At 34.6% G+C, this 20,566-nt stretch carries 19 protein-coding genes and 1 tRNA gene; 15 read left to right on the top strand and 5 right to left on the bottom strand.

Annotated elements, in window-relative coordinates:
• Positions 1-241 precede the first annotated feature (241 nt).
• The 7 genes from ZA05_RS11970 to ZA05_RS11940 all read left to right on the top strand — a co-directional run bounded on the left by ZA05_RS11970 (position 242) and on the right by ZA05_RS11940 (position 5,882).
• Positions 242-586: a hypothetical protein gene (locus ZA05_RS11970; protein WP_053991930.1), complete on the top strand. Its 345-nt coding sequence runs from the start codon at positions 242-244 to the stop codon at positions 584-586.
• 97 nt (positions 587-683) lie between these two features.
• Positions 684-1,577, top strand: coding sequence for an AAA family ATPase (locus ZA05_RS11965; RefSeq protein ID WP_053991929.1), 894 nt, complete (start codon positions 684-686; stop codon positions 1,575-1,577).
• Positions 1,558-2,535 carry a DUF3871 family protein gene (locus ZA05_RS11960; RefSeq protein ID WP_053991928.1) on the top strand — a complete coding sequence of 326 codons (978 nt, stop codon included), beginning with the start codon at positions 1,558-1,560 and terminating at the stop codon, positions 2,533-2,535. Before ZA05_RS11965 ends, ZA05_RS11960 begins: the two co-directional genes overlap by 20 nt.
• A 53-nt stretch (positions 2,536-2,588) precedes the next feature.
• Complete coding sequence (locus ZA05_RS11955; protein ID WP_053991927.1) at positions 2,589-2,840, top strand: hypothetical protein; 252 nt, start codon at positions 2,589-2,591, stop codon at positions 2,838-2,840.
• Positions 2,841-3,052: 212 nt separating this feature from the next.
• Positions 3,053-3,826, top strand: a complete 774-nt coding sequence (locus tag ZA05_RS11950) for a hypothetical protein (protein WP_157514704.1) — start codon at positions 3,053-3,055, stop codon at positions 3,824-3,826.
• A gap of 144 nt (positions 3,827-3,970) precedes the next feature.
• A complete protein-coding gene (locus tag ZA05_RS11945; protein ID WP_053991925.1) occupies positions 3,971-5,104 on the top strand; it encodes a VapE domain-containing protein in 1,134 nt (377 codons plus the stop codon).
• A 112-nt stretch (positions 5,105-5,216) separates the two neighbouring features.
• Positions 5,217-5,882, top strand: coding sequence for a GIY-YIG nuclease family protein (locus ZA05_RS11940; protein WP_053991924.1), 666 nt, complete (start codon positions 5,217-5,219; stop codon positions 5,880-5,882).
• 109 nt (positions 5,883-5,991) lie between these two features.
• On the opposite strand, the gene ZA05_RS18355 is transcribed toward ZA05_RS11940, so the two are convergent.
• Positions 5,992-6,165, bottom strand: a complete 174-nt coding sequence (locus tag ZA05_RS18355) for a hypothetical protein (RefSeq protein WP_197276091.1) — start codon at positions 6,163-6,165, stop codon at positions 5,992-5,994.
• Between the two features lie 137 nt (positions 6,166-6,302).
• Here ZA05_RS18355 and ZA05_RS11935 point away from each other — a divergent pair, with 137 nt between their 5' ends.
• From ZA05_RS11935 to ZA05_RS11925, 3 genes are read left to right on the top strand one after another with little or no spacing between them, the layout of a single operon-like run.
• Entirely contained in the window at positions 6,303-7,199 is an 897-nt protein-coding gene (locus ZA05_RS11935) for a DUF4007 family protein (protein WP_053991923.1), read from the top strand.
• Positions 7,186-10,425 carry an AAA family ATPase gene (locus ZA05_RS11930; RefSeq protein ID WP_053991922.1) on the top strand — a complete coding sequence of 1,080 codons (3,240 nt, stop codon included), beginning with the start codon at positions 7,186-7,188 and terminating at the stop codon, positions 10,423-10,425. Before ZA05_RS11935 ends, ZA05_RS11930 begins: the two co-directional genes overlap by 14 nt.
• The gene (locus ZA05_RS11925) at positions 10,412-11,542 is read left to right on the top strand and encodes a phosphoadenosine phosphosulfate reductase family protein (RefSeq protein ID WP_053991921.1); all 1,131 of its coding nucleotides are present in this window, start codon (positions 10,412-10,414) and stop codon (positions 11,540-11,542) included. Before ZA05_RS11930 ends, ZA05_RS11925 begins: the two co-directional genes overlap by 14 nt.
• 94 nt (positions 11,543-11,636) lie before the next feature.
• On the opposite strand, the gene ZA05_RS11920 is transcribed toward ZA05_RS11925, so the two are convergent.
• The 4 genes from ZA05_RS11920 to ZA05_RS11900 form a co-directional block, all read right to left on the bottom strand.
• Positions 11,637-13,754 carry a DNA sulfur modification protein DndB gene (locus tag ZA05_RS11920; protein ID WP_053991920.1) on the bottom strand — a complete coding sequence of 706 codons (2,118 nt, stop codon included), beginning with the start codon at positions 13,752-13,754 and terminating at the stop codon, positions 11,637-11,639.
• Positions 13,751-14,386, bottom strand: coding sequence for a hypothetical protein (locus ZA05_RS11915; protein ID WP_053991919.1), 636 nt, complete (start codon positions 14,384-14,386; stop codon positions 13,751-13,753). Before ZA05_RS11915 ends, ZA05_RS11920 begins: the two co-directional genes overlap by 4 nt.
• Positions 14,386-15,450: a cysteine desulfurase family protein gene (locus ZA05_RS11910; protein ID WP_053991918.1), complete on the bottom strand. Its 1,065-nt coding sequence runs from the start codon at positions 15,448-15,450 to the stop codon at positions 14,386-14,388. The genes ZA05_RS11915 and ZA05_RS11910 overlap by 1 nt, the downstream gene beginning before the upstream one ends.
• A 356-nt stretch (positions 15,451-15,806) precedes the next feature.
• Positions 15,807-16,787: an HNH endonuclease gene (locus tag ZA05_RS11900; RefSeq protein ID WP_053991916.1), complete on the bottom strand. Its 981-nt coding sequence runs from the start codon at positions 16,785-16,787 to the stop codon at positions 15,807-15,809.
• Positions 16,788-16,904: 117 nt separating this feature from the next.
• Between ZA05_RS11900 and ZA05_RS11895 the strand changes: the two genes are divergently transcribed.
• The 5 genes from ZA05_RS11895 to ZA05_RS11875 all read left to right on the top strand — a co-directional run bounded on the left by ZA05_RS11895 (position 16,905) and on the right by ZA05_RS11875 (position 20,560).
• Complete coding sequence (locus ZA05_RS11895; protein WP_053991915.1) at positions 16,905-17,675, top strand: oxygenase MpaB family protein; 771 nt, start codon at positions 16,905-16,907, stop codon at positions 17,673-17,675.
• 180 nt (positions 17,676-17,855) lie between these two features.
• Positions 17,856-17,929 (top strand) — tRNA-Pro (locus ZA05_RS11890).
• A gap of 629 nt (positions 17,930-18,558) precedes the next feature.
• Positions 18,559-18,966 (top strand): hypothetical protein, encoded by a 408-nt coding sequence (locus tag ZA05_RS11885; RefSeq protein WP_157514703.1) that lies wholly within the window; start codon positions 18,559-18,561, stop codon positions 18,964-18,966.
• Between the two features lie 233 nt (positions 18,967-19,199).
• Complete coding sequence (locus tag ZA05_RS11880; RefSeq protein ID WP_053991913.1) at positions 19,200-19,847, top strand: hypothetical protein; 648 nt, start codon at positions 19,200-19,202, stop codon at positions 19,845-19,847.
• A 248-nt stretch (positions 19,848-20,095) separates the two neighbouring features.
• Complete coding sequence (locus ZA05_RS11875; protein ID WP_053991912.1) at positions 20,096-20,560, top strand: (2Fe-2S)-binding protein; 465 nt, start codon at positions 20,096-20,098, stop codon at positions 20,558-20,560.
• Positions 20,561-20,566: the final 6 nt, after the last annotated feature.

Raw genomic sequence — 20,566 nt, 5'->3', positions numbered from 1 at the left:
GTTTCAATAGGTTTGCATAGTGAGGGATGATCTTTATGGTTCGATATTTTTATAAAATGAAAATATTTTTTAATAAGTCTTATGAAGTAAATTCAGAGTTGGAGGCTGCTTTGGGTGGTTCAGAATTTTTTTTTTTTCAAACCAAACTATATCTACGCAAGACCATAATAATTAGTTGATCACCCCTCCCTTACTTGGAGTTGGGCATGGTGCCCCGCCGTTGTTTATAAAATCAATTATTATGGTAACAATTAAAGATTTCAAGAAAAGAGAATCAAAGGAAGGAGATGAGTTTTTTGTTTTGGTACTCCAAGGAGGGGTAATGCCTGTTAGGAGTAAGGAAACTGGGCGTATGTATTTTACAGCTAAAACCTGTACTGTGTCCAGTACATTTGATGAAGAAACCTGCCAACAACTAATTGGTAGCCAATTTCCAGGGGAAATTGTAAGGGTTGAAACAGAACCCTATGAATTCACAGTTCCTGAGACGGGTGAAATTATAACACTTGAACACCGTTGGGAATATCATGACGGAGTTTCAGATAAAGCCAATGCTTCGATTGTTGAAGAATCGGAGGTGATGTAAATATGGTGTTGTTCAAACAATAGAGGCATTAGTGCCTCTATGTTTTTTATATACACACCGTAACTACAAAATAGTTTAACACTAATCAAATTACATTATGGAAATAAAAAAAGCACAACGCCAACAAGTTAAGTTGCGTTTGGGGTTAAGTGGAGCATCAGGCTTTGGAAAAACCTACTCAGCATTGTTGTTGGCATATGGTATTACAAATGACTACTCTAAAATTGTAGTTATTGATACTGAAAACCAATCAGCTTCATTGTATGCTCATTTGGGGGATTTCAATACAGTGTGTCTTGAACCACCATATAGTCCTGAAAGATACGTGAAGGCTATCAAATTATGTGAATCTGCCGGAATGGAGGTAGTAATTGTAGACAGTATAACCCACGAATGGAACGGAACTGGAGGTTGTTTGGAAATCCATGAGAAACTTGGAGGAAGGTTTCAGGATTGGGCTCCAGTAAGCAAACGGCATCAAGCCTTTATAGATGCCATTTTACAATCCACATGTCATATAATTACAACTGTGAGGAGTAAAATAGATTATTCTTTGGATGTAGGTTCCAACGGAAAAACCAAAGTAGTCAAGCATGGGACTAAGGAAATTACCCGTGAGGGTTTTGAGTATGAGCTCACAGCCAATTTTGAATTACTGAATGAAAATCACATGGCAAAAGCTTCAAAGGATAGGACTGGATTGTTTATGAACAAACCAGAATTTGTCATCAATGCAGCCATAGGCAGGAAACTTATGGAATGGTGTAACAATGGTTTTGATTTTGAAAAGGCTAAAACCGAAATCAATAGTTGTGAAACTGTTGAGGGATTGAGGCATATCTATGCCAAATACCCAAATCAACAAAAACTGCTATTAGCAGATATCATGAACCGAAAGGCAATTTTGGAGGATTCTTCTTCTCAGGTAGTGCCGAATAATCAAATTATAGAACCTAAAAACCAAATTAGAAATGGAAATTCAAATAGTTAACAAAGACCAGTTAATGGTTCCAGACGAAAATATCGTAACGAGAAGTAATTCTCCATTTATAAAGGCTAACACAAAAGAAGTTAGCCTTTCTCATTTACAGAAGGATTGTACCATTCCAGTATTTTCAAAAGATAATGAATGTACCATTTCCCATCAGGAGTTTATCGATGTAACCTTTGATTGTGCCCAAAAGGTTTTTGGAGGACAGCAAATAATGCCACCAGAAATCAGAGTAAGCCATATTGTCAAGGGTAGGATTCCATCGGCAATTGGCAAACCTGTAAAGGATCTTTTGGACAGCGAAAAGACCATTTATTACGAAAGGATGATGTTTGGTGTGGAGTTGCCTAGTATTACATTGGATGTCAATGGCAATCAGTTAAATCTAGTTTTGGGTGGTGTTCGTGCATACAATCAAGAGAATCTATACAGTAAAAAGGGCATGGAAAAATTCAAGTTTTTCATTGGCTTCAGAAATATGGTCTGCTGTAATATGTGTGTGTCCAGTGATGGCTATGCAGGTGATATAAGGAGTTCCAGTGTGGATTACTTAAAAAAGCAGCTTATGTTTCTAATGGGTGATTACCAAATGCAGGAGCACTTAAACCAAATGCAAAGCTTTTCTAAGTACAAGCTAAGGGAGCATCAATTTGCCCAATTGGTGGGACGATGTAGGCTCTATGCACATTTACCCAAAAAGGAGAAGGAAGGACTGATTCCAATGCTGTTGAATGACGGGCAGGTCAATGCAGTGGCTAAAGCCTATTACGAGGATGAAAATTTTTCACAGGACCAAAATGGAGATTTAAACCTTTGGAACTTCTTCAATTTATTGACAGGAGCCAACAAAAGCAGTTATATCGATACATTTTTGGATCGTAGTGTCAACTCGTACGGGATTACCCAAGCGCTGTATAATTCACTCAAAAACAAAACAGGTCTTTGGTATCTTAATTAATAATTAATAGCTAAAATGGGCTCAGGTAATTTGCTTGAGCCTTGTATAAATATATGGAAAAGAACGAGATGGCTGAATTGTTTAAGTACTGTTCTCCTCAAAGTATAATGATTATTACTTGGTACAATAAATTGAAAGAGCTGTATTGTCCTTTTAATGTTCAGGTTGCTAATGATATAGGGGATTTGAAGAAGGGAGAGTTGGTGAAGGTGGAAGCCGTGAAGCTATCCTCTTCTGGCATAACAGTTTTTATCATAGCGAAAAAAGCATATTACTACTATCATTTCAGAATATTACTCCATTAGTCATAATTAATGGCTAAAACAATCTATAGGTTGGACTTTATGCTGCATTTTGTTTACTCGATATTTTTGAGACGGTTTAGTCCTTAAAGAAAACCACTGAAAATGTATCAGAAAATTACACTGGATAATGTCTAATTTGTATTTTGGGACGTTTTTCAGTGTAATTTATTGTTATGAAATCTAATATGTATTTTTCTTATCCGAACTTAACTTTGGATGACCTACTTAATTCTAATGGTTCAGTTGGCATCTTTCTTGATTTTTGTAAAAAATGTGGAAAACAAATTGATGTAACAGATATAGATAGGATGTCTTTTGATGAAGAACCAATAAAACTCAATTACAAATGGTATGAAATTAGTTTTAAACCTTATGAAGATCCTGAAGGTGTGGTTGCTAGAGAGATGGTTGCAAAAGAGAAGGAACAGGAGGTTGAGTTTTATAAGGATTATTTAATGCCGTCAATAGAAACGGTTTGTAGAAATGAGATTGGGATAATAGAAAATCGTCGTAAAGTAGAGTGTAAGTATTCAGTTCAGGAAAAATTAGGGTATTATAATGAATTGGAATCAGAATATATCGAAAAGATTAGTTTGATAGAAGAAATGGAGATATACTCTTTTGGTATTAAGGAGTTGATTAATAGTCAAATACTGGGAGTTAAGGACTATTTAATTGAAAGGATGTTGGAATTAAGTGATGAGGGTGAGGATGTGAAAAAAATTGAAAAAATCCCCTTTACCATATCAAAAGAGAATTTAGCTTTTTTATTCGCTCAATTTTATGAAATGGGTATAATAGCCAAAGAAGATATTAAGCCTTCTGTGATTGGAAGGCATTTAGAGAAGTATTTTCTGTTCAAGGGAGATAGGGAGATTCCTGAGAAAATGGGGAATAGAGTTTCGCATTACACTCATAGGAAGAATTGGTCGCCGAAGAACATTCAGGAGTTAAAAGAAATTTTGATGAAATTGCAACCGAGATAGTTTTTATTTTTTTGGTGGAAAATGGTTCACCAAAAATATTTCTTCACCAATAAATAAGCAGATACATTTGTTTTTATAATTCCAGTACATCAATGACCTCGTGTACTGGATAAGAGGTCGTTTATTAATTTAAACTTAATTCTTATGAATTATTCAAATGTTGAGGTGTATTTGAAGAGAAAGTACACTTTTAAGTATAATGAGGTTTTGAATAGAACTTTTTTTAAGAAGAATTCGGGAGGATCTTCGTCGCTAAAATTGTTAGATGATTATTATCTAAATTCGATGTATCGAGAGCTTTCCAATAAAAATCTTAAAATTGGAAAGGCAGCTTTAAGGGATCTTTTGCAATCCGATTTTGTCCCGAGGTTTAATCCAATAATGGACTATTTCAAAAATTTAAAGACATGGGATGGGAGCAATGATTTCATCACAAGTTTGGCATGTACCGTAAATTCTACCGATAATAAAGTTTTTCAGTGGGCATTTAAAAAATGGTTTGTGGCTATGATTGGTTGTGCATATAGCCAGAATATTACAAATCATTGTGCATTAATTCTAATTGGTCCTCAGGGACTCGGAAAATCATCTTGGATTCAAGGGTTATTGCCAATTGAACTTAAAGATTATTTATCTTCTGGAAAAGTTGATCCCACGAGAAAGGATTCTGTGTTTCTATTAGCGGAATGTATGCTAATAAATTTGGAGGAGGTAGGAACGTTTAGTCGAAGTGAGGCAGAAGCCTTTAAAGAAATTATTACGAAGGAGGTGATTAGGGAGCGAAGACCTTATGGTGTATTTGCTGAAAATTATGTTCGAAGAGCTTCATTTATTGGGAGTTCTAATAATCAGAAGATCTTAGTGGATGTTACTGGGAATCGACGGTTTTTGGTATTCGAAATATCAGGATTTAAAAAAATCGATAGCCAATTATTAGATAATGCTTACTCTCAGGGATTTTATCTTTTCAAGAAAAATTTTCAATATTGGTTTGACCAAAAGGATATACAGAAAATTAATAAGCATAATGAGCAATATAGGGAGGTGCTTCAGGAAGAGGTTTTATTATCGAAGTATTTTTTGCCTGTTTTTACCAAGGGGAAAGGAGTTTTGTTTATGAATGCAACTGAGACCATTAATTACATCTCTAATTATGAGAAAAGTACTGTGATATTAAAGGCTCTATCTCCAGTGGAGATGGGGAAGGTTTTAAAGGCTAAAGGATTTAAAGAGCTTAAAGTCAAAGGAGTGAAAAAGTATATGTTGAAGAGAAAATGAAGAGCTAAAGGTAAGAAGGGTAAGTTTTTTTTCTTAGAGTATAATAGTATATAATTAATTGATTTTAAGAAAGATTTACTTGCCCATCCTGCCTTTTATCTAGTTTATTATTATGGAAAATAACAAAAAACAGGCAGGCATCATCTATACAGTAAAATGTCAGGTAACTGGCGAATTTTACGTAGGTGCCACAACAAACAGTTTGGAGCAACGAAAAATAGACCATGAGGAAAGAGCTAATAGAGGAGAGCTTAATAAATTCCATCAAGCTATTGCAACCCATGGTCCAGAAGCATTCAGTTGGATGCAGACGGATTCTGCAAATGACTTGGATGAACTTGCCAGAATGGAAAAGGAAAATATCCTGAAATACAATAGTAAGCAGACTGGTTATAACTCAGATGCTGGAGGTGGTTTTAAAAAAACGGTATACCAGTATAATACTACTGATGGTAGTTTGGTAGCTCAATATGATTCTTTGGAAAATGCAGCTAATGCAGTTAATGCAGTCAAAACTTCCATAGGGAATGCATGCATAGGGCAAAACAAGACCTGCAAAGGATTTTACTGGAGCTACAATTTTTGTGTACCTTTCAATCCAACTAAGGATTTTAGGAAAAAGGAAGTCAAACAGCTTTTTCCTTCTGGCGAAGTAATTGCCAATTATGGTTCCGTGGCTGCTGCATCAAGAGCTACTGGTATTTCCAAATCCTGTATAGCTAGGGTGTGTAGAGGTGAGCGTGAGCAAAGTGGAGGTTATATGTGGCATTATGTGTAATATTAAGGAGGCAATGAGTTGAAAAGGTTATTGAACTTTTGTTATTTAACAGTTCGAAATTAAGTGTTTTGGTTATCTAATTTAAATTTTGACAGGATAGGAAAATTTGTCATAATTCTTGTTTTAGTTGTTCAATACTTTCTTTGGCGTAAAAATAGGCATTGCCTCTTTTTTCAAAAATTAATTTTCCTTGGATTCTGTAGTGCATTAGATCGCAATCATTAATTTTGGCTTCTTTTGTTGCTTCTTTACTTGTAAGCCAATTTTTATTTTTAGAATTCATTTTTTTAAGTATTAAAGATTGATAGTCAGTTTATTATGTTGATTGTTGAGGAATTGTGTATAAAAAGAAATCCCTAAATGGATGAACTCACCCAATTTGCTTAAATTGCAACATAATTAATAATACGATAAAATCTGATGACATCAAATAGTGAAACCTTAAGATTTTCAGGGCATGATACTTTTCATTGTAAAGAACAATGGATTTTAAAAGGACTTCAACTTATTGAAAATCAAAATGATAAGGATGTTTTTAGAAAAGATGAGTCTATTTCTCTTTTGGGTGTTGGGAAAAATATGGTAAGGTCAATTCAATATTGGTTACGAGCTTTTGGGTTGATAGATGACAATGTGAATAAAACAGAAATTGCAGATTTATTGTTTATAACTGACAAATTAGACCCATATCTTGAAAGTGAGGGCTCACTATGGTTATTGCAATATCTTATTTGTAAATGTGGATATGCGTCAATATATAAATTAATATTTGCTGACTACTTTTCTGATAAGGCTACTCGGGAGTTTAGTGAATTTCAAGTGTTTAGATTCATAGATAAAGAGCTTAGGGATAAAGAGCAAAAAAATGTTGCTGAAAAAACGTTGGTTAACGATTATAAGGTTTTTATTAGGACTTATGTGGCTCCTATTAAAAATCATAAAACCGTAGAAGATGATTTTAATGTACCTCTTCTTTCTCTCAATTTAATTTCTAATACAGGTAGGAAGAATGATTATGGCCAATCCGTGTATTGTATAAATAAGGGTGATCACAATGTTCCTGTTGAAGTTTTTGCTTATTGTTTGATGACGGAATTTGAGGATGAGACAGCAATAAGTTTTGATGATATTAGAATTAGCATTGGGGCATATTTGTGTCTTTCCGATGATAAGTTAGACATGATCTTAAATGAACTTGCGACTAGTTATAAAGAATTTGTTTTCAAAGACGATGCAGGTGTCAGACAAATTCAGTTAAAGAAAATAACAACAACATTTAAACACGATATACTTAAAAAGTATTATGAGTTATACTAATAGCATATCTACCAATATAATAAGAGATCAATCCAAGAAGATTGATTACATTCCAACAGCTAACGGTAAAGAAATTTTTGATAGAATATTTCTTCATAATTATGGAGCAAATAAATCATTTAATTTAATAGGTAACTATGGGACTGGTAAGTCCTCTTTTTTATGGGCTGTTGAGCAGAATCTGAATGGCAAGGCTAATTTTTTTACCAATATTATTGAGGACGAGAATAAAGTCTTTGATTTTGAGTTCATTAAAATTGTTGGTCAAAATGAATCTCTTAGCTTAGTGCTTTCTGATGTTTTAAATTTGAAAAGGTCTGCTAGTTCCTCCGATATTGTAAATACATTAGAAAAAAGAAGGGCAGTTGCAGAAAAAAACAACCAAGGCTTAATTTTAGTAATAGATGAGTTTGGTAAACTGTTGGAATATGCGTCAAAAAACAAAGCTACTGATGATATTTACTTGTTGCAGCTAATTTCCGAGTGGGCGAATAATGATGAAACAAATGTCTTTTTTATTATTACACTGCACCAAAATTTTTCTAGTTACGGGAAGAATCTTTCTAGTCAAGATAGGCTGGAGTGGGAAAAGGTAAAGGGAAGGTTTGTGGATTTGGTTTTCAATGAGCCAGTTGAACAATTAATTCATTTCGCGAGTGAAAGATTGAAGGTATTTGAAATGCCTAGAAATCTGACCAATAGACATCTGTCTTTGATAGAACTCATTGAAGAATCAAATTTGGTGAGCCTTAAAACAAAAGTTAGTGATGATTTGTCCGAGGCTATTTACCCTATGGATTGGTTGTCTGCAAGCATTCTTGTAAATTCACTGCAAAGGTATGGCCAAAATGAAAGGTCCCTTTTTTCTTTTTTATGGGACACTACGAGATATTCTATTAAGAAATTTGGCGCGGATTTTTTTAGTGTTTCCAATGTTTATGATTATATAGTAAACTCTCTCCCTGCTGAAATTTATAGTCAGGAAAACCCTCACAGAGCTCAATGGCTTACTACGTTTAGGGTTCTTGAAAAGACTGAACTTATTTTTGATGACAATTTTGAGATAGTAGCTGATGTTGTCAAAACCATTAGTTTAGTTAATATTTTCTCTAAAGTAGGAGGGTTGTTTGATAAGGAGTTTATTGTTGAATATTTTGATTTGACTAGAAATGTTTCGGTTAAAGAAATTTTAGATACACTTGAAAAATCAGGAATAATTAGATTTTATAAGCATAGTAATAAAATCAATTTTTTGGATGGCACTGATATCGATATTGATTCCGAGTTATTATTGGTAACCAAAGAAATAAATACTCAGTTTTCTTTATCGAGGGAGATCTTAAGTAGAATTGATTTTCCGATTTTGCTGGCTAAGAAATATTCTTTTGTTTCAGGGACAAATAGATTTTTTGAATTTAGAATATTGGATGCGCTTTCGGAAGTCACTGGGGCTGAAGGTCCAATAGACGGTTATATTAATTTAATCTTTAATAATGCCAAACTTTCTGAGGTTAAAAAGAAATCTAAAGAGCATGAAGATAATCTTTTTGTGATTTATAACAATTCAGCAAAGATTAGAGAAGAAGTTTTAACGATATTAAAATTTGAAAAATTATTAGTTAAGCATCAACAAGACAAAAATGCTCTTAAGTTGCTAAATGACGAAAAAGAGTACCATCTAAATAGGTTAAATGATTTAGTTGCTAATCAGCTTTTTAATAACAATCAAAATGTTTGGATACATAGAGGTAAAGTTGAGAAGGTTGAGAATAAACACAAGCTCTATAATAAGTTGTCTTACATTTGTTCAAGTATTTTGTATCCAGAAACGCCCTTGTTTAAAAACGAGTTAATCAATAAGGAGTTTTTAAGTTCTCAAATTAACACTGCTAGAAAAGCTTTGTTTAGAACTTTGCTTGGGAAAGAAGAATTAGAAGATATTGGTTTTGAGAAGGGGAAGTTTCCTCCTGAGAAAGCGATTTATGTAAGCTTATTGAAAGATACTGGGATTCATCAAGAAAATATGGATATAGGGTATTATAAATTGGATATGCCTTCAGAGAAGTCTAATTTATATAATCTTTGGAAGAAATCGGAGGAGTTTTTGAATAGTACTATATCTAATCAAAGAAATTTAAATGATTTTTACCATATTTTAAAAGAAAAACCTTTCAAATTGAAAAAGGGATTTGTTGACTTTTGGATTCCTATATTTTTAATAGCGAAAAGGGAAGATTATGCTTTATTTCATGTTGATGGAGGGTTTATGCCATTTTTGGCTGAAGACGCTTTGGATTTAATACATAAAAAGCCAAATGATTTTTTTATAAAAAGTTATGACGTTTCAGGTTTGAAAATGAATCTTTTGGAAAGCTATAAAGAACTTGTGCAGATTGGAGATTCTGTTGCAGGTTCGCAAACAACATTTTTGTCAATTTTTGGAAACTTTTTGCGGTTTCAAAGAGGATTGAATGATTATGCATTGAAAACCAAGAATCTATCTGCGGGAGCTATTGCGCTTAGAGAAGCTATTGTTAATTCTAAGGATCCGGAGGATGCGCTATTTAATCAGTTTCCAGCTGCTTTAGGTTACCATTCATTAGCTATCAAAGAAGATGTTAAGGTTTTAGGTTCTTATACAAAAAAAATTCAAGACGCGATAAGGGAAATTAGGACAGTTTACGATGAGTTGCTTAATCGAATAGAGAACGTAATAGTAGAATCATTCTATTGTAATTCATCTAATTTTGGGGATTATAAAAGTGAGATTACAGGGAAATTAGATGGTATTGAGCAGGCTTTGTTGAGTCATAAGCAGTTAGTATTCTTTAAAAGATTGACTTCTCCTTTGGATGATAGGACTAGTTGGTTAAAGTCTGTGGCGGATGTGGCTTTAGGAAAGAGTATAGCGAGTATGTTGGATGAGGAGGAGTTTGTTTTAAGAGAATCTATGAAAGATTTGTCTATGGGGCTTATTAAGGCTGTGGATATCCATAAATACAATAATTCTTCATCAAAAGGAAAGAAATATGCTATCAGATTTTATGGTGAGAATGGGGTTCCTACTGATGAAAGCTTTGTATTGGGGGCTGTACAGTCTGAGGAATTGAAAGAAACCAAGAGTCAGGTAAGATTGACGTTAAAGAATTTAAATGATGTTGAACGAAAGGAATTGCTGTTAGAATTGCTTTCACAAGAAATGAATATTGAATATGAGCAAGGTTAAACATTTATTGGGTATTTCTGGAGGTAAGGATAGTGCTGCTTTAGCTGTTTATATGCACAAAAATTATTATCCTGAAATAGATATTGAGTATTATACTTGTGATACTGGAAAGGAGCTAAATGAAACGTATGAAATGATAGATGCTCTCCATTCGATTTTGAAAGGAGGGATTAAGTTGTTCAAATCTTTTGACGAGGAGGCCTCTCCAATAAAGAATCCTTTTGACCATTTTTTAGCTATATATGGAGGGTATTTACCATCCGCTACTGCTCGATGGTGTACCAATAAGATGAAATTGGAGGCTTTTGAGTCGGAAGTGGGTGATCAACCAACTATTTCTTATGTAGGTATACGAGGGGATGAAAATCGGGAAGGTTATATTTCAAAAAGAGAAAATATTCAAACTATTTTTCCTTTTAGAAAAAATATTTGGAGCGAAGATGTTATAAAAAAGATATTGTCCAACGGTAATATGGATTTTATGATTGATAAGTATAGGAGTTTAGCCTCTGATAATACGCTTAATAATTTAATCCAGTATGTTGAACAACCGATTTCTCCAAAATATACACAGAGGCAAAAATTAAATGCTTTGCTGGATACGGATGTTAAGTTGTTCAATAGGGTGGTGTTTGAGTATTTGAAGACTACGGATTATCCTGTTGGACAGTTGGATGAATTCCCTTTGATAGATAATGATGAGGTTATAGTTTTGGAAGATGTTTTCAAATTTCTTGAGGAATCCGGGGTTGGTATTCCTGCATATTATATGCCGCTTAAATATGAAGTGGAAATAAATGGGGTGGTAAAGGAAGGTGAATATTCTCGAAGCAGGTCAGGATGCTATTTTTGTTTTTATCAACAAAAAATTGAATGGGTGTGGTTGTTGGAGCAACATCCTGATTTATTTGAACAGGCTATGGAGTATGAAAAAGAGGGTTATACTTGGATGTCGGAACGTCTTGAAGATCTTAAAAAGCCTGAGCGAGTAAATGCAATTAAGAAAGAGCATTATTTGAGAATGAGTCGCGAAAAGAGCAGGTCAAGAACAGGGCAATCTTGGCAAGATGAAATTTTGCAGGCAGAAGGAGAAGGTTGTGCTAGCTGTTTTATTTGATTTTAGTATTTAACTTTATTTCGAAAAAGGTTTGCCGTTGTACGCAAACCTTTTTTTATTGATTAATAAACTTTTATATTGTAGCTGTTTTAATTTATTCAAGGATTTTTTTATTAATTGTTAGAGCAATAATCTGTTCAAGCTGTAAGGCAAATTTATAATTATCGTACCCTTCTAACTCACGAACTTCGTTTAAGTTATTCAGTCCTAATTTTTCTTTTATTTCCTTTTCATAAGATGACTTATAAGCATTCCTTATTTGGGTTATCAAAGTGCTAACTCTTGTTCCGTATTCTGATTTTAAGTCGTTTAGTTCCTTTTTCTTAGCTTCTGCCATAACAAAGATCCTGATTAGGTCTGCAATTTTTATTGTGTCGGAATCTCTGTATTTTAACCCTGATAAATTGTCTGAAATTAAGATGTTTCTCCAAACGTGGATTTCTTTTACAGAGTACCCTTCAAAGGCGTCCTCAAATAAATCGTCTTCAATTTGAATTTTCAAATCTTTATTGAGTAATCCCTTTGAGTAAACCGAGGATAATGCTACTATATATTTTGAAATTGCAGTGTCTATTGTGTCATCAGGGAAAAGAATACTAATTAAATCTAATGTTTTGGGTAATTCAGAAAAAATTGCCCTTTGGAAAACGGTGTACCTTACATCTACAGATTCCTTTTTTAGTCTATTTAATTCGTCAAAAAGTATGTTAAATCTCTCCGTGGTGGACTCAGATTTGAATTGATAATTAGTTTTTTTATTACCTTGTTTTGGGTCAATTAATGCATTAATTATTTCCTTGTTGGATTTTTCTGGCTCATTAAAAAAGGGCTGTATTAGTTTTATTGTTTCTCTATAAGGCTTAAATTGAGAGTAGAACTTGGAAAAATATTTGCCCGAACTTGATTCTGAGAAAAATTTCTTGGATAGCCAATCATTCATCTTTGGTTCAAATTTTAGAGCATTTTCATTTAATACGGTAATTCTCTTTTTAGCCTGTTCTATTATTAATTGGTAATCTGATTCTTGATCGCCTAATGATTCTTTTTCTGCTTCTAAAATCTCTTCTTCTATATCCTTAATTTTGTCTTCAAATAAGCTCTTTTTAGTTTGAAGTGTATTCAGATGTAATTCGTCTGGAGAACCTTCTTCAGGTAATAATTCGTCTAACTCCAAAATTCTAAAAAGGGTCTTAAAAATATTTGTGTTTTCTTTCTTGTTTGGAGTGAAAATAAAATCTTTAATTATCTTATGCAGGAGTGAAGTGGAGGTAATCTGAGCGAGATTAAATAGTTTAATGTTTTCTTGGTCTCTAGAATTTAATTCTGAATTCCAATTTACAAGTGGTTGTGGTATTTTACTTAAAAATTCTATTCCTTTTTCCTCCTCCCACTGAATGAAGTCTTCATCCTCAGTAATGTTATATTGCTTTATGGAATTTCGAGTTAAGTACATTTTAAAGTCAATATCGTCAAGAAGGATTTGTCTAGTATGAGATACTTGTTTGGCGTTTTTATTAATATCAATGAACAATTCCCTAGAAAGTTTTATGTACTGTGCAGCCGAAACCTCTTTATTGGGCTCTGGTGTTATCACAACAAAATTGACAGGAAAAAAACATTTGCTTAATTCTATATGGCTAGAATGCATGAATTTTTTTAGTGCATAAAAGCGATGCTGTCCATCAATAATAATGGCATTTGTTTTTTCTTTATCCCATTTTAATTCTCCATATTTTATTTGTTTAGATAGGAAGAATTTTTTAAGGTCATTCTCATATCCTTCATTTTGAAAAGTTTGTATAATAGAGCTTCCTCCGATATCGAGCATCAGACTATTTGGATTTTGATCGTCCACTACTGTTTTAAAGCATTTTCCATTTTCTTTCAAGGATTTGTAACCAGGTATTAAGGCCACTACAATTGGGGGGAAGAAGTTAGTTTTCCCCTCCACTTCTAAATAGTTTTCTACAATTTCAGTTTTGACCCTTTGTTTATCAATATCTCTTTGAACAAGTAATTCAAAGCCAAGATCCTTGTAGTCTCCTAGATCGTCTAGAATTTTTAAGTCGTCTTTTAAGGAAAAAAAGGGGGCAGAAACAACCAATGATTGAATTGTAAAGTCAAAAGTGTTGTCAAGGTTTAGCCAATCAAAATTACTGTGAAGGAAGGTATAATTGCTTGAAAAGGTTTGATTTGTTTGTGATATATTCATTGCTTTATATTGTAGAAGGGTTTATATAATGTTATTAATAATTTTTCTAAAAAAAATGCGAAATCAAAATCTTTGTCAATGTAATTATTGAATCTTTCTTTTCGCAATTTTTCAACGTCTAATACTCGAACTAATAAATCATCAATTTCAATATTTGCATTTATACTTTTAAGTTTAATATCAAGAGTTCTTGAAAAGTCTGTTTTTAATTCAATATGTTCTTTTATTCTTTTTTTGATAGACGATTCGAGCCTTGTAGATTTACCTATATAAATAGGTTTGTTCAATGTTGAAAAGTAATTGAAAATTTCATTAAATCTGTTAAAGAATAATTGGTCCTCGTTATTTGTTTTAATTTCTGGCGGAGTGTAAGGCTCAAATGCTCCTGTTGTTACGTACATTTTTTTATTGTTATCCTTTAATTCTAGAGAATTTATCTGGTTATATATGGGTAAGGAATTTTCAAAAAAATCCTTAACAATATGATTTATGGTTTGTCCTTTTTGCTTGAAGTTTATTGGGTAGTACCAAAAGTATACGCAGGATTCAACATCCTCAAAATATTGGTAATCTGAAGCCTTTTCAAGGTGGCTATAGGTATAAAAAATCTTTTCTAAATGATTCAGGGTCATCAAAAGCTAATTCTAATAATGTTATTATTTTGATTAAAATCTAATTCTTTTAAAACATGAGAAATTTCCATGATTTCTGAGTTGCAAGCACTCCCAGTAGATGCAACAAACTCTTTAGATTTAATCATAAGAAATTCTTCAGCTTCATAATCATATAATGTAATACTTAATATGTGAGGGGCTCTAGGGGATTCTTTGAAATTTATAAGGCCTAAATTATTTTTTTCGTAATAATTTTCTAATCTTTTTCGCTTAGAAATTAAATTGAAAATATTTGATTCAAATTCTATCAAAGCTAATTGGCAGGCTTTTCCCAAGCCAACAATGAGTGGGGTGTTATAAGTGCCTCCTCTTAAGCCTTTTTCTTGCCCACCGCCATGTATTAATGGGGTGATTTCTATGTTTCTCCTCATGAAAAGTGCTCCTATACCTTTGGGACCGTTTAATTTATGTCCTGAAAGGCATAGCATATCGATATTATCTTTTTCAACATCGATATGGACTTTACCTACTGCTTGGGTGGCATCACAAAAAAAGGTGATTTCATATTCTTTTGCCATTAATCCTATTTCACGGATTGGCTGTATAATCCCAATTTCATTGTTCACATACATAACCACTATAAGGATGGTGTTATCCAATATAGAGCTTCTCAATTGGTCTAAAGAAATCAGACCATTTTTGTCAACATTTAAATAAGTAACCTCATATCCCTTGGATTCCAAATATTCGCAGGTAGCTAAAACGGCTTTGTGTTCCGTTTTGACTGTAATGATATGATTTCCTTTGTGTGAGTTGGCTTCGGCATACCCTTTTATTCCTAGGTTTATTGCCTCAGTGGCACCTGAGGTGAACAAAATTTCATTGTCATTAGCATTTATTAAATCTGAAACTTGACTACGAGCCTTTTCAATGGCATGCTTGGCAACTTTTCCATAACTATGGCTGCTAGATGCGTTACCGAAAAGTTCGGTGAAATAGGGTAGCATTTCTTCCAAAACCCTTTTGTCTACTTTTGTTGTAGAGGCATTATCTAGGTATAAAGGTAATTTTGGTGAAGACATTAATGGTGGTTAATTTTTATTTACTAACTTCAAATATATTAAAACATTAATTTTTTTTGAATATAATCATAAGAAAAGGCATACAATTCGGATACCAATTAAAAATTGATTTCAGTAAGTGACTGTAAATAAAGTAAAAATCTCCCTTGGTTCGAGCCCAAGAGGGGGAGCAAGCTTAGAGAAAGCCACTCAAGAAATTGGGTGGCTTTTGTGTTTTATATGGGTTTTCTCCAGTGTTTTGGCTGCATTGCGAACACAGACTGCATTTTACTCCATTAGCCAACTTGCCAAGTTTTTTATGGAAAAAGGTGTCTTATTTAAGGTTCTTGATTGTATGATTGGGTTTTAGGGCCATACTATATGGCATAAATTTCCTTGTTATGCCAAGTTAAGCTCTCTGGGGAAGGGTAGTGTTTGATGTTGTTAGGAAGCTTGATCTGCTTTCCGTCAAATTGAGAGATGGAGTATACAGAATCATTTTCGGAAACAGTTGGGGACACCCTTACAATATAATCTTTGTTTATGGTTATTAAACCTCTGTCAAAAGCCCTGTGTAGATTTGGTGATAAAGAAATACCGTTTGGAATAGTATCATTTTTTGATATACTGAAAGGTACAATGTGACAGGCATCCACCATTTGTGCATTTGTGGTTGATATGACTTTCATGTCAGATATACAGCAGGAGAAATTATAGATTTTAGGGATAGCCTTTTTAAATAGGCCTCCTCTTATAAATAGTTCTTCTTCAAATTCATCATCATTCAGTGTTGCTCTTAGTTCCCAAATATGGTGTTGGTAAACCGAACTTTCTTCGTGTAAGATTTGCTGTTCAATTTTACTCTCTGTTTCATTGCCAATTATAGCATAGAAATTTGTCTTTGTATCAGGGAAGTACTGGTCTAATAATAGTTGTAATAAAATGTTGGTTTCAGGTGGGGTTGATAGAATTTCAAACAGCACTTTGTCTATCTCTGCAAAGGCTATAGTTTCATTAAGGCTTTTAAAGCTCTTGATGCTTTTGGAACTTGTGAGTTTAAGGTCTAAACCAATGTAGGTTACCAAATGCCAAAAAGGTTCACTTCTCATATGAAAAAAAGGGAGTGCAAAATTGGGACTATGTTTGGTATCTACTAATTTGTTCCAATTGTTTTTAAATGCCAAAAGCAGATCAGAGGTAATGTAAATTCTATTGGAGGTAATGGTCTTTTTTTGAATGAGCTCGATTATAGAAACCAATAGTATTGGTTTGTGAGGTGCTTTTCCAAGTCCCTTGTTGTAACCTCTTTTTAGGTTTTTGAAATCATTGGCATAATGTGTTACTAATGCATCATTCATTAGGACTAATATAATTTTTTTTCAGTTGTCTGTAGAGGTTTTCTTGCTGTTTTTTGCGATTCCTTATGTTCATTTCTCTTTCCAATATTCCGTACCTTAGAGTCTCAACAAAAGGCTATGGACTATTTCGTTTCAAAGGCATCGGTGGTGCGGAGTATCTGGGGCAAGAGCGATACCATCCTGTTTATTTTTGCGGGAGCCTCTGCCGAGTTTGCCCTAAACAAGGCGGTGGATTGGCTGTACTTTACTGGGAAGTTGCCACAGGATCCTTTGGGACGCTTGTTTTCTACGGTGGCCTATGCTCGTAACATTGTGTTTTCTTCAGTGCCTGATGCGCATCAAGCCATTGACGCCATGCGAAAGATACATACGGCGGTAGAGCAAAGCCGTGGTGCTGTCATTCCGGATTGGGCCTATCGGGATGTGTTGTTTATGCTCATCTATTATTCCATTGCAGCCTATGAATTATTGGAGAAACCATTGATGCCCGAGGAGAAGGATGAGGTTTACAATGTGTTTTATAGGGTAGGCCTGCGAATGGGGCTCAAGGAACTGCCGCCCAATTATAAGGCTTGGTTGCCCGTACGGGAAAAACATTTAAAGGACCATCTACAACAAAGTAGCTATACTGAAGATTTGTTTGTACAATACCGCAAACACTTGGGCAATTTCAGATACCAAGTTTTGTTGGAAGCCCAAAAGTTGGTAGTGCCTACTCTGGTAAAACAGTTGCTTGGTTTTACAGGTGTTGCTTGGTTGGGGCCTGTAGTGCCTCTGTACATACTTAGTCGATACCTATATCTCGATGACGTTATCAAAAGTGTATTACTTCCTAAAGATTATAAGGCACAAATTAGGGCTATGGATACTTGGGTAGGGGTGTCTTGAGCTTGTTTTAGTAACTTTATTTATTTTTTTTAGAAAATCCTTCTTTGATGGAACTGTCCATGCCATAGCAAGATGGTTTGGTATCTCTATAAAATACCTCAATTTTGATGAGTTTAGGTTTTGATGAATAGGGGCAGTTGCTTATTTTTGATCGCTGATTTAAAAATCAGCAGGTCACAACGGGATGTAGCGCAGCCTGGTAGCGTACTAGCATGGGGTGCTAGGGGTCGCTGGTTCGAATCCAGTCATCCCGACAAATAAAAAGCTGAACTTAAGTTCAGCTTTTTTGTTTTTCTGGCAGTGCCGTGTTTATTCTACGTTCGTTTTATTCATTCAAATTATTTTATGGTATTCATGAATGCTTCGCATTTGCCTTGATGCAATACTTCGTCAGGCTCAGTATAAACCAAGCCAAAAAATCAAGACGGTCTGAGGAAATTATCTGTCCTTGACAGTTACCGTTCACTCCCGAAGCTACATGCCAAACGCTGCGCGTTGCACTTTCGATTCTTCGTTCCCTATTTTTGCAGACCGCCGTGTTCCGCCCATGGCGGAAGTAGGTTTTTAACCATATTTCCAACCAAACCATTTTACAGAAGCACCCTCGAACCAAACACGAACCAAGCCATAACAAGTCTTTAGTTTGTATGGTTTGATGCAGGGCATTGTTAGGGTGCAGAGAGGAGCTGCAATTCTGGAATTTTAAGTGTGGTAAAAATGGTTATATTGGACTGGTATTATAAACCAACCGCGTCTTATGGGCGCTTGCTTAATCTATTCTATGGCCAGATGCCTCAATTGTAACCACCGTATTGGTTTGGTTTCTATATTCTTTGCGACTCAACCTAAAGGTAGGTTGCAATGTCCTTCCTGCAACATTTTTTTGAAACTGCACAAAACTTCTTTGGGTGTGTTTTTCATTAGTTGTATGGTGGTATTTGTTGCGGTATTTAAAGGAAGTGAGGATTGGTTGAATACAATCAATCCTAATCGTTTAATTCCTTTGGGGGGTGGTGTGTTTATGCTCTTATCATTTTTATTTTATCTGCAAGTGCGCTTGGAGTTGCATCCCAACCAAAGTGCTCATGGTGGGTATAGAGGGAGGAATGGTAAAGTGAATCGGTACCTGTTTTTGGATGATGAGCGCGTAACCTATTTAATGGGAAAGTTTGCGAACAGAACCAATGGCGAATTACGCCGCATCATGAATGATTCCTGTAGACTACCCGAAGCGCATGAAGCCGCTAGACAGGTATTGGCGGGACGAAAGCGAAGTAGGAAGAGGTATTAATAAACTGTTTTTATAAACTTATTTATTAGTAGAAGTTTATGGAGTTTTTCGCATGTCGTTATCGTACCAAGAAGCTTACGATAAAACAGTGTTACACAAAAATTAATTCTTAGGCGTTAGGGATTGAAAACTGAATTACTAATTTTATGCCTAAAGTTTTATCCTTTTAATGCATACGCATATGGGAGAAAAAAAAATGTGATTTCATAAAACTCCAATTTATATATAATCCAATGAAAAAAATATTGACGGCCAATTTGTTGGTTCTTTCTGTTTTGGTTGCTTGTAAGAACCAAAAATATCAAGTTGAGGATTCTAACAAGAATGATTTTGAGCTCATTGAGCGTAAGGTTAAGAAATTGAATTTTAACTATATGATGACTGAACAGGTAAGTTCATTAGATAGTGCTTATGTGTTAATGAATGAATCTGGCTACCTTAAAAAGGTTGGATTGAAGGATCAAAATATGAGTGTGCTTTTTCCAATTCTATTCTTTTCAGAAAGATATTCAGAATTGAATGATTTGTTGGAAAAGTCTGAAGGGTTAGATACCTCTTTTAAGGAATATAGTTTGAATTTGTCGAACGCCTATTTAAATTATAAAAAGGGGGAAATAGGGGCTGCTCAAAATAACATTAGAGCTAATGTAAATTTACTTGAGCATAGAATGCAGTTGCATCCAAATGATTCTATAATTCTTGTAGATTACTTTAAAATGAGAGTGCATTTGGAAAGTTATTCTGAATTGCTTCAAGAAATAGATTCGCTTAGCAGTACAGGAGGAGAGCCAACACCATATTTTTACAATTGGATACTCAAGCCAGACATGGAAGAGTATAGAAAGGAATTACCAGTGTTTGTAAAAAATGAAATTCAGTAAAATCTTAGGTGGAATTATAAAAAAGCTATTCCAAAAAAATCGACATCGCATAATAAAGATTTAGGCATGAAGTACCACTTTTTAAGGTTTCAATACGTTTTAAAGCTCGGTTGCTAAAACCTACATTCTTCAATGTAAATTCACAGTGCGCAGTAATGTTACCATTCGTTAAAGTTCTGCTAAGGCTTCCCAAAAACCGTTAAAATTTTTATAACTTTAATTCTTTAGCAATCACTAAACTGCACACTATGCCACAATACAGCTTGCACATTAATGGGGCCATACATCAGGTTGATGTAGACGCCGACACCCCCGTACTTTGGGTCTTGAGAGACCATTTACAATTGGTGGGTACCAAGTACGGCTGCGGCATTGGGCAGTGCGGAGCCTGCACCATTCATTTAAACGGCAATGCGATACGCTCGTGTTCCTTGCCGGTAAGTGCTGTGGCCAATGAGGGCATGAAACTCACCACCATCGAAGGACTTTCCAAAGATGGTACGCACCCGGTACAAAAGGCTTGGTTGGAAGTAGATGTGGCCCAATGTGGCTACTGCCAGGCAGGACAGATTATGAGTGCGGCCGCCCTATTGGAGCGCAATCCCAACCCTTCCGAAGACGATATTCGCAATGCCATGACTGGCAATCTGTGCCGTTGCGGCACCTATACCAGAATCAATAAGGCCGTAGCGATGGCCGCCAAAGAACTGTAAGCAGCC

The sequence above is a fragment of the Mangrovimonas sp. TPBH4 genome, assembly GCF_001280505.1.
In the GTDB taxonomy this organism is placed as follows: Bacteria; Bacteroidota; Bacteroidia; order Flavobacteriales; family Flavobacteriaceae; genus Mangrovimonas_A.
This window is presented reverse-complemented; position numbering and strand designations above follow the sequence as displayed.

Coding starts and splice junctions, on each gene's coding strand:
- ZA05_RS11895 (WP_053991915.1), top strand. CDS start 16,905: ATGGACTATTTCGTTTCAAAGGCATCGGTGGTGCGGAGTATCTGGGGC.
- ZA05_RS11955 (WP_053991927.1), top strand. CDS start 2,589: ATGGAAAAGAACGAGATGGCTGAATTGTTTAAGTACTGTTCTCCTCAA.
- ZA05_RS11915 (WP_053991919.1), bottom strand. CDS start 14,386: ATGACCCTGAATCATTTAGAAAAGATTTTTTATACCTATAGCCACCTT.
- ZA05_RS11925 (WP_053991921.1), top strand. CDS start 10,412: ATGAGCAAGGTTAAACATTTATTGGGTATTTCTGGAGGTAAGGATAGT.
- ZA05_RS18355 (WP_197276091.1), bottom strand. CDS start 6,165: ATGAATTCTAAAAATAAAAATTGGCTTACAAGTAAAGAAGCAACAAAA.
- ZA05_RS11965 (WP_053991929.1), top strand. CDS start 684: ATGGAAATAAAAAAAGCACAACGCCAACAAGTTAAGTTGCGTTTGGGG.
- ZA05_RS11920 (WP_053991920.1), bottom strand. CDS start 13,754: ATGAATATATCACAAACAAATCAAACCTTTTCAAGCAATTATACCTTC.
- ZA05_RS11970 (WP_053991930.1), top strand. CDS start 242: ATGGTAACAATTAAAGATTTCAAGAAAAGAGAATCAAAGGAAGGAGAT.
- ZA05_RS11940 (WP_053991924.1), top strand. CDS start 5,217: ATGGAAAATAACAAAAAACAGGCAGGCATCATCTATACAGTAAAATGT.
- ZA05_RS11935 (WP_053991923.1), top strand. CDS start 6,303: ATGACATCAAATAGTGAAACCTTAAGATTTTCAGGGCATGATACTTTT.
- ZA05_RS11945 (WP_053991925.1), top strand. CDS start 3,971: ATGAATTATTCAAATGTTGAGGTGTATTTGAAGAGAAAGTACACTTTT.
- ZA05_RS11900 (WP_053991916.1), bottom strand. CDS start 16,787: ATGAATGATGCATTAGTAACACATTATGCCAATGATTTCAAAAACCTA.
- ZA05_RS11910 (WP_053991918.1), bottom strand. CDS start 15,450: ATGTCTTCACCAAAATTACCTTTATACCTAGATAATGCCTCTACAACA.
- ZA05_RS11880 (WP_053991913.1), top strand. CDS start 19,200: ATGAAAAAAATATTGACGGCCAATTTGTTGGTTCTTTCTGTTTTGGTT.
- ZA05_RS11930 (WP_053991922.1), top strand. CDS start 7,186: ATGAGTTATACTAATAGCATATCTACCAATATAATAAGAGATCAATCC.
- ZA05_RS11960 (WP_053991928.1), top strand. CDS start 1,558: ATGGAAATTCAAATAGTTAACAAAGACCAGTTAATGGTTCCAGACGAA.
- ZA05_RS11875 (WP_053991912.1), top strand. CDS start 20,096: ATGCCACAATACAGCTTGCACATTAATGGGGCCATACATCAGGTTGAT.